A 13689-nucleotide genomic window follows, 5' to 3' on the forward strand; every position below is an offset into this window, starting at 1 on the left:
CACTACACCTCCTTATAATTCAAAGTAAGATACTGATTGTATTCTGTCTCTATTGCGGACAAACCCATTTCCAATGTCATTAATAACAATTGGGTATCATGGTCTGCCATACCCTCTAAAGGGAAAAGGACTTTAAGAAAACCGCCTTTTTTCTCATCCGCTTCAGCTCGAAACGGAATCTCCGTAAACTGCTCTATGGCATTTATGGTATTAAGTGTCAATGCAGATACTGCTGAGCACACGATATCCTCGCCACTCTTTGCATAACCCGCATGACCGGTTAACTCAACTCCACAGATTATTCCGTCTTTACGATAAATAATAGCCTTTATCATAATTAGATAGATTTGATCTGTAATTTAGTGAAAGGCTGTCTATGACCTCTTTTCTTGTGGAAGCCTTTTTTAGGTTTGTATTTATAAACAATAACCTTTTTAGCCTTACCATCACCAAGTACAGAAGCTGTAACAGCAGCACCTTCTACATAGGGAGCCCCAACTTTAACATCGCCGTCTTTTGCTAAAACGAGAACCTTGTCAAAAGTAAAATCCTGACCAGCTTCAACGCCTAACTTTTCAACTGTGATGATATCGCCTTCTGCTACCTTGTACTGCTTTCCACCTGTTTCAATAATTGCGTACATCCGAACACCTCCTCGCAATTTACTCGCCGAATACGGTAACCAAAGCCTTTCTTTGATTTTCCACAACCTCTTCGTGCGGCTAAACATACTCCCTTATAGTATCACAGGCCAAAAAACATGTCAATAAAAACTATTCCATTTCACTCCCCTTTTTTACGGAAAAATAAGCTTCATAATCCCCATTTTTCCATAAAAGGTCACACAAAAGTTGTACCCCTTCCTTTGTTATGCATTTTTTCCCACTAATACTTTCGTTATAGGCTAGTTTGAGAGCTTCCACCGCTTTCTCCTCCAGGCCCGCAGAGCTATATAATCGGCCAACCCTGTCGCACACCCTACCAAATTTTTCTGAGGTTATGCCACTTTTTCCAGCCAAAATTAAAACCCGATCCAAAAGGGTTTCCGCCTCCTTAGTCTCTCCCAACTCAATATGAAACATAGCTATGCGCAATAGCAATTTTGCAAATTTTTCTGTTTCTCCCTCTCTATTTCGTATAGATAGAGCCAAAGTATAATAGCACTCTACTGCCTCTTTGCTTCTATCGCATGCGGTTAGAAGCCTACAAATTTTTTCTATTCTATTGTCATAAGCGATGCAATCCGGTAACCCCAGCTCATAATACAATTGTTTCCAGGCAAAATAAAAATCCAAGGCAGCCTTTTTGTCACCCTTTTTATACAAGCAATCCCCTATATTACCTAATAGTCGACAATAATCTGGGGAGTGGATATCTCCATATTCAGCCATATATTCTTTACCATTGATAAACCGCTGTAATGCTTTATCATCTTCACCAAAGGCCAAATAAGCCTCCGCAAGGCGTGTACAGGCACGCACATAATATTCTGTTTGAGCTTCCTGCTCAGCCAAGGTATACCAATATACCATCTCGTCCTTTTTACCTAATCGTTGATACATTTCTCCTAAAGAAAAAGCGATAAAGGCTTTTTGTTTTTTTTCCATCTCCCCGTCTTCATGGAATTGCCTATGATACCTTAAAAGGAAATGTATTGTTTCTTCTAAACATTTTCGTTCTCCATCCCGTAACCTTCTTCTTACAGGCTTGGTCACATGAAAATTCCCCTTTATTCCATTTTCGTACATTTCCATCAAACAACTATATCTTTCATTAGCCTTAGCTCGGCTTCTTTTCATTTTATCCTGGGCCTCAGCTAGGTGCGCCTTAGCCTTATCAAACTCCCCTAATTTTAAGTAGCAATTACCAATGGACAACAGGGTACAAGCTGCTTCCCTTTGCTCCTCAGGTGTTTCCTCAAAATTAACATCATTGCGTTCTTTATAAAGTTGAATTGCCTGCAAGCAGTCTCCTCTTTGATAACACACCTCTGCAAAAGCTTCCATTGTTTTAATATAAATTGGATTATCTTCATCTAAAGTTTCCCTCTGTATATTTAAGGCTTCCTCTAAATATTTTGAAGCTACAGCCAAATCCCCTGCCTTTTGGTAGGATAACCCCAACTGTTTTAATGCCAGGGAATACTTTGCATGCTGTTTTCCATAAATCCTTTCTGCCATTGACACCATCTCAAGGCAAATTACAACGGCTCTAGTATATTCCTCTTGCTTCTCCCTGGTTTGTGCAAGAATTTTCATATAGAAAATGTCATTTTCATTTTTCACAGATAAACACGAATTCCTAATCCTTAATACATATTCGTACAAAAAAGCAGCTGCCTCATATGCCTCTTGTTTCTCAAAAAGAGTTGCTATTCTATTCCAAACATTATCCAAAGCGCCATCAGGACTATTGCTTGAATTCTCCCTTACATATAATGCCTTTTCATAATAATCTAAGGCTTCCTCGTAATTACCCTGCTCATCTAAAATCTGACCCAATGTCATATAGCTTTTTGTAATCTCTAAATGATCTTCAGAAATTATGCCTTGCCTAATCTTTAGACAATTCTGTGCATATTCAAAGGCTTTTTGAAAATCCTTCTTCCCACAAATATCTAGCGCTATCTTATCAAGGGTGTCAAAGTAAAATAGATGTGCTTGCCCAAATTTTTCCTCAATCAAATCAAGTATTATTTTGTGTATTTTCAAAGATTTATCGAATTGTCCATCTTTTCGACAAAGAGACGAAAGGTATTCCATATTATTCACATAGTCAAGGTCACCCTTAGGAAACATTTTGCGCCGAATCTCCACCACACGCTCACAATACTCCACGGCAAGGCCGAAATATTCTGCCTTCTCACACACCAAGGCAAGGGATAGGGCATTGGAGATATACTGCAAACTTTGAACACCCTGTTTTTTTTCAATGATATCTAAGGCAAATTCATAATAAAAAACTGATTTTTTATAATTCCCTTTCTTTTCAAAGCAACCCGCCATGGCACCATGGATATCCGCTACATCCATCATTTGCAAAGCCTTGCAACCATAGCTCAACTCCAGCGCCTGCCCATGACATTCAAGAGCCTTATCATACTGGCTGAGTGCCTCATACGTATTACCTAAATTGTATAACGTATAAATATAATCAACGTTTTCTTTTCCTAATTTTGTTTTACGCACAGCCAAAACGCACTTATGAATTTTTAAAGCCTCCTGGTGCAAGCCCAAATTACTGTATGCAATCGCAAGATTATTTAATGAATTCGCAAAGGATGGTGACTCGCCACACCTAGCCTTTTCCAATGACGCCGCCTTTCGATAGTGCTCAACCGCCCTTTCATACAATCCCAGCTCATCAAAAACAACAGCCACATTATGGGTATCTTCAGCTAAACCAGCACTACCCTTGTCCTCATTTTCATCGTAAATGTCCAATAGGCGTTTTCCGAAAAATAGAGCTTTTTTCAAATCTCCACCTTTATATGACTGAATAAAATCTTTTCGTAGCTCTCTAATTTCGGCCAAATAAAAACTCATGCATTCACACCCTACACCCTAATTTTCCACTTGTTCATCCATTTCCTGAAAAGCACTTTTTATTACTCCATAGGAATACCCCTTGCGTTGCAAAAACCCATAAAGTTGCTTTTTCTTTTTCTCATCCGGTGGCCACTGTCCTCTTGCCTTACGCTCTATCCATCGAACAGCATCCCCCAACTCTGAAACATGCGTTTCGTCTAACACTTCTTGACAAATTCCCTCGGCAATCCCCCTTTGCAAAAGCTCCATCCGTAGGGCATAGGCACTCCTAGGGTTTAGCCTTAAACGCTCTTTAATATAACGCTTGGCATACTCTCTATCATCAGTATATTTATATTTGCATAAAAAATTGATAACTTCTTCTACTACTTCTTCTGCAAATTCTTTTTCTTCTAATTTTTGTCGTACTTCCTTTTCAGTACGCATTTTATAACCAATAAAATGCAAGGCCACATCCTGTGCTTGCACATAAATCAAACTTTTTTGAATAAAAGAAATGGTATCCTGTGGTACTTCTTTTCCTTCTTTTATCCCAAAATATTCCATATCTTGAGGATGAAGGGCAAAAACATATTCACCGTCTATATAAATATTATATTTTGTAATATCTCTTTTCTGGGGCACCACTTTTGTCACTAACATTACAGATTACCTTCCTCTTTGATTTCATTATTCCAATTATAACATAATCTTCTTCACAGCACTACTTTTACTTCGTATAATAAAAACCAGGTATCTTTCAATACCTGGTTTTTATTATCAAAAATATATGATAGAAATATGACCTGAGTTTGCAACCCTAGCAACAAACACGTTCTACTCCTTAAGCCGCTATACTTGTTGCCTTCTTTTTCAAAAGCCCTTTCATTCAACAAAAAGTTTGTTTCCCAAATCATGTTATGTTGACAATTTATACTTTTCTTATTCTAAGTCTAACTCAACTACAGAATTTTCACTCTTTTGCTCTGATGGTTCTGCTACATTCTGTGCTTGCTGGATATTAGCTTGTGACAAAGAAGGCAATCCATAATGCTCTCTAACAGCATTTTCGACTTCCAGGGAAACATCCGGATGCTCTTTCAAAAACTGCTTTGCATTTTCCCGGCCCTGACCAATTCTAGTTTCTTTGTATGAATACCATGAACCGCTTTTGTTGATGATGCTTACCTCTGCGGCCAGGTCTAAAATGTCTCCCTCTTTAGAAATACCCTGTCCATACACAATATCAAACTCCGCAATTTTAAAGGGGGGTGCAACCTTATTTTTTGCAATCTTTACTTTAACTCTATTACCCACCAATTCGGTACCCTGTTTCAACACATCAGATTTCCTTATATCGATACGAATAGAAGCGTAGAATTTCAATGCACGTCCACCTGTAGTTGTTTCTGGGTTACCATATGTAACACCAATTTTTTCTCTCAACTGGTTAATAAACACCACGGTGCACTTAGACTTATTGGTGATACCAGTCAGTTTTCTTAGGGCTTGGCTCATCAGTCTAGCCTGTAGGCCTACATGTGAATCACCCATTTCCCCCTCAATTTCTGCCTTTGGTACCAATGCAGCAACAGAGTCAACAATTACAATATCAATGGCTCCACAACGCACCATGGTCTCTGCAATTTCTAATGCTTGTTCACCATTATCTGGCTGGGAAATATATAAATTGTCAATATCAACTCCCAAAGCTTTTGCATAGGTTGGATCCATGGCATGCTCAGCATCAATATACCCTGCAATACCACCCCTTTTTTGCACCTCCGCCACCATATGCAAGGCAACCGTTGTTTTACCAGAAGATTCTGGACCATACACCTCTATAATTCTACCCTTTGGCACACCACCAACACCTAAAGCCACATCAAGACTCAAGGACCCCGTGGGGACTACTTCAACATTCATTTGCTGGCCACTGTCGCCAAGTTTCATAACGGCACCCTTGCCAAATTGTTTCTCGATTTGTCCCAGTGCTGCTTCAAGGGCCTTTTCTTTATCTTCAAATTTTATATCATCTTTCTTAAAATCGTCCTTCTTCGCCATTTTTACCCATCCTCTCTATGTATCGAACTTACGTTCTTATGTTAACCTATTTTTTCTCTACTGTCAACTGGTTTGCCCATAGGTTTTTCTGCCAAAATCATTGCTACGAATATGATTCCACACCCCATAAAGCCACGCCAACCCATACGTTCCCCATAAAAAAGGGCTGAAATGATAGCGGCAAAAATAGACTCCGAAGTGATAATAATAGCAGTTTTATTTGCGGAGGTATATTTTTGACCGATAGATTGTAAAACAAAATATAACGCTGTACAAAAGATACCAACAAACAAAAAGTTCCCCATCGCCACCCCATTTAAAGGTGGGATCTGTATTCCAGTAAACAATACAATCACCCACGCTATTGCCGCTACTGTTAAATGCTCAACAAGGGCAATGTGAATAGAATCACACTCTTCAACGGCTTTTCCCATTAAGGCCATCTGAATAGAAAAGGCCACCGATGCCCCAAATGAAAGAATGGCCCCAATATCAATACGAAACTCCTCGGTCACTGAAAGAAGGGCTACTCCTGCTAAAGTTAAAAATGCCGCAAGAAAGCAGCTTGGCATAGGTTTTTGACGAAAAGCCCACCAACAAAAAAATGGTACAATAACGGCCTGGGTGTTACACAAGAAGGCATTCACTGACGGGGTTGTAAATTGTAGTCCTACTGTAAGAAGCAGAAAAGTTGCCGCTAAAAGCCCACCTAAAATACTGCCCATTTTCCATTCGTTCTTAGAAATTTTTTGAAACCTTTTAAAATAAACAAGGCTTAGGCAAATAGTGGCTATCAAAAACCTGCCAAACATCACTTGGAATGGGTTATATCCCCAATCCAAAAGATATTTAACACTGATGAACCCACCTCCGCCTATAATTGCGGCAACCAGTAATATCCAGTCCCCTTTAGTTCTCATACTGCAATTTCCTCCGCAACCAATCTAAAGCTTGGAAGGTTGCCCGTTCTCTTATTTTATTTCTGCTACCAGCAAAGCGATATTCCTTTGCCTCCGCCTTTCCATTATAGTAGATACCCACATATACCAAGCCAACCGGCTTGTCCTCTGTGCCACCATCAGGCCCAGCTACTCCTGTTGTTGCAATACCAATATCTGCCCCCGATGTTTTTGCAATACCCTGGGCCATTTCCATAGCAGTCTCCTTGCTAACAGCACCAAATTCCTTTAGGGTTTCTTCTAAAACGCCCAAGCGTTTTATCTTTGCCTCATTAGAGTATGTGACACAGCCCTCCAAGAACACCTGAGAAACACCAGGGTAGCGAATTAACTGAGAAGATATTTCGCCACCAGTGCAGGACTCTGCAACGGCAATGGTCTTTTTCTGAGCTACCAACAGTTTTGCAACTTCTGTCTCCATGTTGGTTTCACCCTCAGCATAAACAGACTTTCCTAATCTTTCTTTTAAAGCATCAGCAACGGGGTCGATCAAGCTTTTTGCTTCCCCTTCATCTTTAGCCTTGGCGGTTATCCTTAAAATGGCCTCTCCATCTTTAGCATAAGGTGCGATGGTAGGGTTTGTTTGAGCATCAATCAAATCCTTTACTAGCATTTCCATAGCACTTTCCCCAACGCTAGCGACACGCAATATTCTTGAAATAAAGGTGTATTCCTGCTTCTTCGCCAAATAAGGCTTAACTTGGTTTTGAAACATAGGAACTACTTCTTTAGGGGGGCCAGGCAACATGACAATTATTTTCTCATTTTTTTCAATGATAATTCCTGGGGCAGTACCATTGGCATTATATAATACAACACCGTTATTTTCTGGCACGAAAGCTTGCTTTTTATTGTTGATAGTCATCTCTCTACCGATACGGTCAAAAAATACCTGAATTTGTGATAAGGCTTTTTCGTCCAACACAAGATTTTCGCCAAAATATTTCACAGCTGTTTCTTTTGTCAGGTCATCCTCTGTGGGTCCCAACCCGCCTGTGGTAATCACTAAATCTGCTCTTGAAAACGCATGAAAAATTGTATCTTCAAGCCTTTGGGGGTTGTCCCCCACAACAGACTGATAATACACTTCTATCCCCAAAGTAGCCAGTTCCTGAGCTAGAAACTGGGCATTTGTGTTTAATATATCCCCTAACAGCAGTTCTGTTCCAACTGCGATTATCTCCGCTCTCATAATTTCCTCCTCATGTTCTAAAATTATCCTTTTTCTATTGTATCTCTTTTTTTATCTTCTTTCCAACCTTTTTTCAAAATTCCTTTAAAACAAAAAAGAGGAGTTTACACTCCTCCCTTGGTTTCTTCAATATCTATTTTTTCCTGTGTCCCTTGCATATGTACGTAATTGACCAAAACAATAGATCCAATAACAAGAATAATTCCAACCCACCCTCGTAATGTTATCTTCTCTTGAAAAATCAACACTCCCAGCAGAATAGCCTCAATAGGTTCAAACACACTGACAATAGCCACCTTCGCCGAACCAATCATCTTTACACCCAAAGAAAGGGCTATGGCTCCCACCGCCGTGGTAAACACAGCCATAGCTATGATTCCCGTCCAACAAGGCAATGGCATATTCACCCGCAGTTCTCCTCTTGCCAAGCAAAATATAAAATACGAAATACCCGCAAACAAGGATGAATAAGCACCTACAACAATGCTATCTACCTCCAACACATTGCGCTTACCCAAACATAATATGTACGCCGTATTGCAAATGGCAGCACCCACACAAAAGGCAATGCCAATCAAACTCATTCTCAAATCATCCAGTGTTACTGTCATCAGAATGCCTATAAAAGCCACTACTAAAGATAGCACTTGCATTCGGGAAATGGATTCTTTGAAAAATATAACGCTGAGTATATTCACAATAAACGGATATGTATAGAAAATCATAATCTGTATGCAGATTGGCACATACCTTAAGGCATTAAAATAACATTGGGTTGTTAGAAAGTGAGTCACCCCACCCACAACAACCATCATTAGCAACTGATCCTTTCGTAGACGTATGTTTAAATCCTTGCGAAAAACCAGGAGGTACCCCCACACTAAGGCTGTTGCAATGATAAACCTCCAAAGCAACACATTCCCTACTGTAACATCATATTGATATACAGCCTTAGCAATTGGCGACGCTGCCCCAAAGCAAGCCGCCGCCAATAATGTAATCAAAATGCCTTTCGTCTGTGTCTTCAAACCTGCATCAGCCTTTCAGAACTTGTCTATTCTTCACAATATAGTCTACACCAGAAACAATTGTAAAGAACACCGCCAAAGCCACCAAAATTGTTTCTACTGCTCCCATATATGCAAAGGGCAAATCCAAAAGCACCACTACGATCATAATCATTTGAACTGTGGTTTTTACTTTACCCCACCAGCTTGCTGCCATAACAATATTTGCCTCCATGGCCAAAGTGCGGAATCCGGTAATGGCAAACTCACGAGCCAAAATAATGATTACGACCCAACTTGGTAAATCACCTAACTCAACCATGGACACAAGGGCAGCCATAACCAGAAGCTTGTCCGCTAAGGGATCCATAAATTTACCAAAATTACTAACCAAGTTCCACCTTCTAGCAAGATATCCATCCAGAAAGTCTGTTAATGATGCAATTACAAAAATGAAAACTGCAACATAGCGATTTGTGGGCACAGGTGCTAAAAATAATACCAGTAGAAAAACAGGAATCAAAATCACCCGTAAAATCGTCAGTTTATTCGGCAGGTTCATCTGCATAAATAACATCTCCCATCAAATCATAGTCTCCGGCCTCTCTAATCTTTACTGTTACAAAATCACCGGAATATATTTCTTCTTCAGCATTTAAGAATACCAACCCATCAATATCTGGAGCATCCCTTCGGGTACGACCACAGTAAATACTTTCCTCGGGTAATTTTCCCTCAACCAATACCTGCACCACCTTGCCTACTTCTTTTTCACAAAGGGCTGCAGCTATATTTTTTTGCATGTCCATAATGATGTCTCTTCTAGATTCCTTTATTTCATCATCAATTTGATTATCCATCCTGGCCGCAGGTGTTCCATCCTCTTGGGAATAGGAGAAAACGCCCAAGCGGTCAAACTTCATTTCTTCAACAAATTGCATCAAGTCATTGAATTCTTCTTCCGATTCACCAGGGAAGCCCACAATCAAAGTAGTTCTAATTGCAATATCAGGCATTGCCTGTCTTAACGCCGAAACTTTTTCTTTAATCAAAGCCTGGCTACTCTTTCTACCCATTCGCTTCAAAACCGAATCATTTCCGTGCTGAATAGGCATATCGATGTAATGGCAAATTTTTTCGTTCTTTGCCATTACATCAATTGTTTCTTTAGTTAATGTTTCAGGATAGCAGTATAACAGTCTAATCCACTCTATCCCTTCTATCTCAGCCAATTTCTCTAATAAAATATGAAGCTTTGGCTCGCCATATAAATCTCTACCATAAATAGACGTATCTTGAGCTACGATAACCAATTCCTTTACACCATTTTGTGCCAACACCGTTGCTTCTTCCACCAAACTTTCCATACCGCGGCTTCTATGCTTACCACGAAGCTTTGGAATTACACAATATGTGCAATGGTTATCGCAACCCTCAGAAATTTTCAAATAGGCAAAATAGGGGGCCGTAGAAAGTACACGCAATTTACCATTGGCATCCTCCATAGGGCGGTCAATATCTTCCAAATATCTCTCCCCTGTTTTTCCAGCTAAGATTTCTGCTGCCACTTCTGCCACAGACTCATATGCCGCAGTGCCAATGATTGCATCCACCTCAGGCAACTCATTGAAAAATTCTTCTTCATAGCGTTGTCCTAAACAACCCGCTACAATCAAACCCTTACAATTACCTGTTTTTTTATACTCCGCCATTTCCAAAATGGTTTCAATGCTTTCCTCCAGGGCGTCCTTGATAAAGCAGCAAGTATTTACCACGATAATATCTGCCTGCGCTTCATCGGCAACGGCCTGAAAACCTTTTTGTGCCAATATGCCAAGCATAACCTCGCTATCTACTCTGTTCTTATCGCACCCCAAAGAGGTGAATGCTACGGTTCCTTTCATGTTTGCCTCCTAAGTTTACATCAAGTTATTCTGCTTTTTAGCAGCAACAAGACAATTTTTCATAAGCATTGCAATGGTCATCGGTCCTACACCCCCAGGCACCGGTGTAATTGCCCCTGCTATTTCCTTTACATTTTCAAAATCCACATCACCGCAGAGTTTTCCTGCATCGTTGCGGTTCATACCCACATCTATAACTATTGCCCCCACCTTTACCATGTCCGCAGTAACGGTATTTACTTTACCTGTGGCACTAACAATAATATCGGACCTCCGACATACATCCGCCAGGTTTTTGGTTTTTGAATGGCAAATTGTGACTGTACCATTCTCCTGCATCAATAGCATTGCCACAGGCTTACCTACAATATTACTTCTACCAATAATAACACAATTTTGCCCCTGAATTGTATGACCACTACGCTTAATCAACTCTATGATTCCCGCTGGAGTGCAGGGCAAAAAGCCTTTTCCACCAGTATGTAGCAACCCAACATTAACAGGATGAAAACAGTCCACATCTTTTTTAGCATCAATGGCAAGAATTATTTTTTCTTCGTTAATATGCTTGGGCAAAGGCATCTGCACCAAAATACCATGAACCCCTTCATCGACATTCAACTGGTGAACAAGTTGCAGCAACTCCTGCTCCTTTGTTTCCTCTGATAATTCATAGGATACAGAGCGGATGCCGACTGCCTCACAGGCTTTCTTTTTGTTATTTACATAAACTTGAGAAGCAGAGTCATTCCCCACCAAAACAACTGCAAGGCAAGGGATAACGCCCTGAGCCTTAAGCTCAGCGGCCTCTATTGCTGCCTCTTGTTTAATTTGGCCCGATATCAACTTGCCATCAATCAATTGTGCTGTCATGTTATCCTCTCCTTAGAACAAACCTACGATGTTACCATCGTCATCAATATCAATATCTAAAGCCGCAGGTTTTTTAGGCAGACCTGGCATAGTCATAATATCACCAAGCATTACAACAATAAAGCCTGCACCAGCGGAAATTCTTATTTCTTTCACTGTAACCTCAAACCCTTCAGGTCTACCTAATACCTTTGGATCATCAGAAAGGGAATACTGGGTTTTTGCAATACAAACAGGGAAATGTCCAAAGCCCAATTTATCAATCTGTGCCAAGGTTTTCTTTGCCGCTGCAGAGAAATTCACATTACCCGCACCATAAATTTCCTTACACACGCGATTCACTTTTTCTTCGATGCTCAAGTCATCGTTATATAAGGTGTGGAAGTTATTTTCTTTTGTTGCCAGCGTTTCTATTACTTTTTCTGCCAATTCGCGGCCACCCTCACCACCAGCAGCCCAAACCTTTGCAATGGCAAAAGTTGCGCCCATGGCTTCACAGCGTTCTTTCACAAATGCCACCTCTGCCTCTGTATCAAAAACAAAGTGGTTTAATGTTACAACAACAGGAACACCATATTTTTGGATGTTTTCAATATGCTTTTCTAAATTAACGAAACCTTTTTCTAAGGCTATTAAGTTTTCGTTACTTAAGTCTGCCTTTGCAACACCACCATTATATTTCATCGCACGGATGGTTGCAACCAAAACAACTGCATCTGGCTTGATGCCTGCTTTACGGCATTTGATATCAAAGAATTTTTCTGCGCCCAGATCTGCGCCAAAGCCTGCTTCTGTCACCACATAATCTGCCAACTTCATGGCAAATTTTGTAGCACGCACACTATTGCAACCATGGGCAATATTTGCAAACGGTCCACCATGAATAATGGCAGGGGTGTGCTCTAATGTCTGAACCAAGTTAGGCTGGAGGGCATCCTTTAATAACACTGTCATTGCCCCATCTGCGCCAATCTGCTTTGCAGTTACAGGCTCATCATCATAAGTATAGCCAACAATAATCTGACCTAACATTTCTTTTAAATGTTTTAAATCATTTGCCAGACAGAAAATTGCCATTATTTCAGATGCAACAGTGATCTGGAATCCATCTTCTCTAGGGATGCCATTTACCTTACCCCCTAAACCAGAAATTACGCTACGAAGCTGTCTATCATTTAAGTCCACTGCTCTTTTCCAAGCAATTTTTCTTGGATCAATATTCAATTCATTTCCTTGCTGTATATGATTGTCAACCATGGATGCCAAAAGATTATTTGCCGTAGTAATCGCATGAAGGTCACCTGTAAAATGCAGATTAATCTCCTCCATAGGTACTACCTGAGCATAACCCCCACCAGCAGCGCCACCCTTTACTCCCATACAAGGCCCCAAAGAAGGCTCCCTTAAACAAGTGATTGCGTTTTTACCTAGTTTTTGCAATGCTTGTGTTAATCCAATGGTTACGGTTGTCTTACCTTCGCCAGCAGGGGTAGGGTTTACTGCTGTTACCAAAATCAGCTTTGCATCGGGGTTGTTTTTAATCTGATTATAGTATTTGTCACTAATCTTTGCTTTGTATTTGCCGTAGCACTCCACATACTCCTGGGGAATACCTGCTTTTGCGGCAATTGCGGTGATTGGTTCCAATGTGCACTCCTGTGCGATCTGTAAATCTGTTTTCATGATTAACAAACTCCTCTCCGTTGTTTAAACTGGTTTATATGAGCATTGAACCGCAATGAAAAAAAGCCGACAGTCCAAGCATCATCGCCCAGACGGTCGGCATTTATCTAGTCATACTCCATGTGGTTAACTCCACTTCCGTCAGTCATATGACCTCTTAGAAAATGGTACTATATGCTCTTATCTTTGTCAACAAACATTAAAAAATTCTAAGGATGTGTTATTTTTATTTCGTCCTTCGTCTTTGCATTGTTTAAAATTACCGTTGTACTTCCTTTGACAAAAGACTTTTTTATTTTCTAATTTTATTGTCCTAGGCTTTTGTAGACCAGGGGCTGTCTGTATGTTTACGGTATTTTTTCACACAAATCTTCCCTAATTTACTCCCCGTTTTTAAGCATACTCTCACTGGTTGGTATTCATTCCTTCTCCAATCACCTTGGCATCTAGGCTCATTGATATTTCATATATATCTATGCT

General features: G+C 40.2%; 12 protein-coding genes and 1 riboswitch. All 12 genes read right to left on the reverse strand.

Going from position 1 to position 13689, the window contains the following annotated elements:
• Nucleotides 1-2: 2 nt before the first annotated feature.
• Entirely contained in the window at nucleotides 3-335 is a 333-nt protein-coding gene (locus tag ABVZ64_RS08665) for a ribosomal-processing cysteine protease Prp (protein ID WP_352400615.1), read from the reverse strand.
• 2 nt (nucleotides 336-337) lie between these two features.
• A complete protein-coding gene (gene rplU, locus ABVZ64_RS08670) occupies nucleotides 338-643 on the reverse strand; it encodes a 50S ribosomal protein L21 (protein ID WP_313529582.1) in 306 nt (101 codons plus the stop codon).
• A 130-nt stretch (nucleotides 644-773) separates the two neighbouring features.
• Nucleotides 774-3545, reverse strand: coding sequence for a tetratricopeptide repeat protein (locus ABVZ64_RS08675; RefSeq protein ID WP_352400616.1), 2772 nt, complete (start codon nucleotides 3543-3545; stop codon nucleotides 774-776).
• Nucleotides 3546-3563: 18 nt separating this feature from the next.
• Nucleotides 3564-4190: a regulatory protein RecX gene (locus tag ABVZ64_RS08680; protein ID WP_352400617.1), complete on the reverse strand. Its 627-nt coding sequence runs from the start codon at nucleotides 4188-4190 to the stop codon at nucleotides 3564-3566.
• A gap of 279 nt (nucleotides 4191-4469) precedes the next feature.
• Nucleotides 4470-5591 (reverse strand): recombinase RecA, encoded by a 1122-nt coding sequence (gene recA / locus ABVZ64_RS08685; RefSeq protein WP_352400618.1) that lies wholly within the window; start codon nucleotides 5589-5591, stop codon nucleotides 4470-4472.
• Nucleotides 5592-5632: 41 nt separating this feature from the next.
• Entirely contained in the window at nucleotides 5633-6511 is an 879-nt protein-coding gene (locus tag ABVZ64_RS08690; RefSeq protein ID WP_352400619.1) for a DMT family transporter, read from the reverse strand.
• On the reverse strand, nucleotides 6501-7742 hold the full coding sequence (locus tag ABVZ64_RS08695) for a competence/damage-inducible protein A (RefSeq protein WP_352400620.1): 1242 nt from the start codon (nucleotides 7740-7742) through the stop codon (nucleotides 6501-6503). Before ABVZ64_RS08695 ends, ABVZ64_RS08690 begins: the two co-directional genes overlap by 11 nt.
• Nucleotides 7743-7846: 104 nt before the next feature.
• A complete protein-coding gene (locus ABVZ64_RS08700; RefSeq protein ID WP_352400621.1) occupies nucleotides 7847-8770 on the reverse strand; it encodes a DMT family transporter in 924 nt (307 codons plus the stop codon).
• A gap of 7 nt (nucleotides 8771-8777) precedes the next feature.
• A complete protein-coding gene (pgsA, locus tag ABVZ64_RS08705) occupies nucleotides 8778-9311 on the reverse strand; it encodes a CDP-diacylglycerol--glycerol-3-phosphate 3-phosphatidyltransferase (protein WP_352400664.1) in 534 nt (177 codons plus the stop codon).
• Nucleotides 9295-10653, reverse strand: coding sequence for a 30S ribosomal protein S12 methylthiotransferase RimO (gene rimO / locus ABVZ64_RS08710; protein ID WP_352400622.1), 1359 nt, complete (start codon nucleotides 10651-10653; stop codon nucleotides 9295-9297). The genes pgsA and rimO overlap by 17 nt, the downstream gene beginning before the upstream one ends.
• Nucleotides 10654-10668: 15 nt before the next feature.
• Entirely contained in the window at nucleotides 10669-11526 is an 858-nt protein-coding gene (locus ABVZ64_RS08715) for a bifunctional 5,10-methylenetetrahydrofolate dehydrogenase/5,10-methenyltetrahydrofolate cyclohydrolase (protein WP_352400623.1), read from the reverse strand.
• Nucleotides 11527-11538: 12 nt separating this feature from the next.
• A complete protein-coding gene (locus ABVZ64_RS08720; RefSeq protein ID WP_352400624.1) occupies nucleotides 11539-13209 on the reverse strand; it encodes a formate--tetrahydrofolate ligase in 1671 nt (556 codons plus the stop codon).
• A 79-nt stretch (nucleotides 13210-13288) separates the two neighbouring features.
• Nucleotides 13289-13368: riboswitch (ZMP/ZTP riboswitch) on the reverse strand.
• Nucleotides 13369-13689 lie beyond the last annotated feature (321 nt).

Source organism: Anaerotignum sp. (assembly GCF_040307045.1).
GTDB lineage: Bacteria > Bacillota > Clostridia > Lachnospirales > Anaerotignaceae > Chakrabartyella.

Excerpts from the sequence above, each read along its gene's own strand:
- ABVZ64_RS08665 (WP_352400615.1), bottom strand. The coding sequence starts at position 335 with ATGATAAAGGCTATTATTTATCGTAAAGACGGAATAATCTGTGGAGTT.
- rplU (WP_313529582.1), bottom strand. The coding sequence starts at position 643 with ATGTACGCAATTATTGAAACAGGTGGAAAGCAGTACAAGGTAGCAGAA.
- ABVZ64_RS08675 (WP_352400616.1), bottom strand. The coding sequence starts at position 3,545 with ATGAGTTTTTATTTGGCCGAAATTAGAGAGCTACGAAAAGATTTTATT.
- ABVZ64_RS08680 (WP_352400617.1), bottom strand. The coding sequence starts at position 4,190 with ATGTTAGTGACAAAAGTGGTGCCCCAGAAAAGAGATATTACAAAATAT.
- recA (WP_352400618.1), bottom strand. The coding sequence starts at position 5,591 with ATGGCGAAGAAGGACGATTTTAAGAAAGATGATATAAAATTTGAAGAT.
- ABVZ64_RS08690 (WP_352400619.1), bottom strand. The coding sequence starts at position 6,511 with ATGAGAACTAAAGGGGACTGGATATTACTGGTTGCCGCAATTATAGGC.
- ABVZ64_RS08695 (WP_352400620.1), bottom strand. The coding sequence starts at position 7,742 with ATGAGAGCGGAGATAATCGCAGTTGGAACAGAACTGCTGTTAGGGGAT.
- pgsA (WP_352400664.1), bottom strand. The coding sequence starts at position 9,311 with ATGAACCTGCCGAATAAACTGACGATTTTACGGGTGATTTTGATTCCT.
- rimO (WP_352400622.1), bottom strand. The coding sequence starts at position 10,653 with ATGAAAGGAACCGTAGCATTCACCTCTTTGGGGTGCGATAAGAACAGA.
- ABVZ64_RS08715 (WP_352400623.1), bottom strand. The coding sequence starts at position 11,526 with ATGACAGCACAATTGATTGATGGCAAGTTGATATCGGGCCAAATTAAA.
- ABVZ64_RS08720 (WP_352400624.1), bottom strand. The coding sequence starts at position 13,209 with ATGAAAACAGATTTACAGATCGCACAGGAGTGCACATTGGAACCAATC.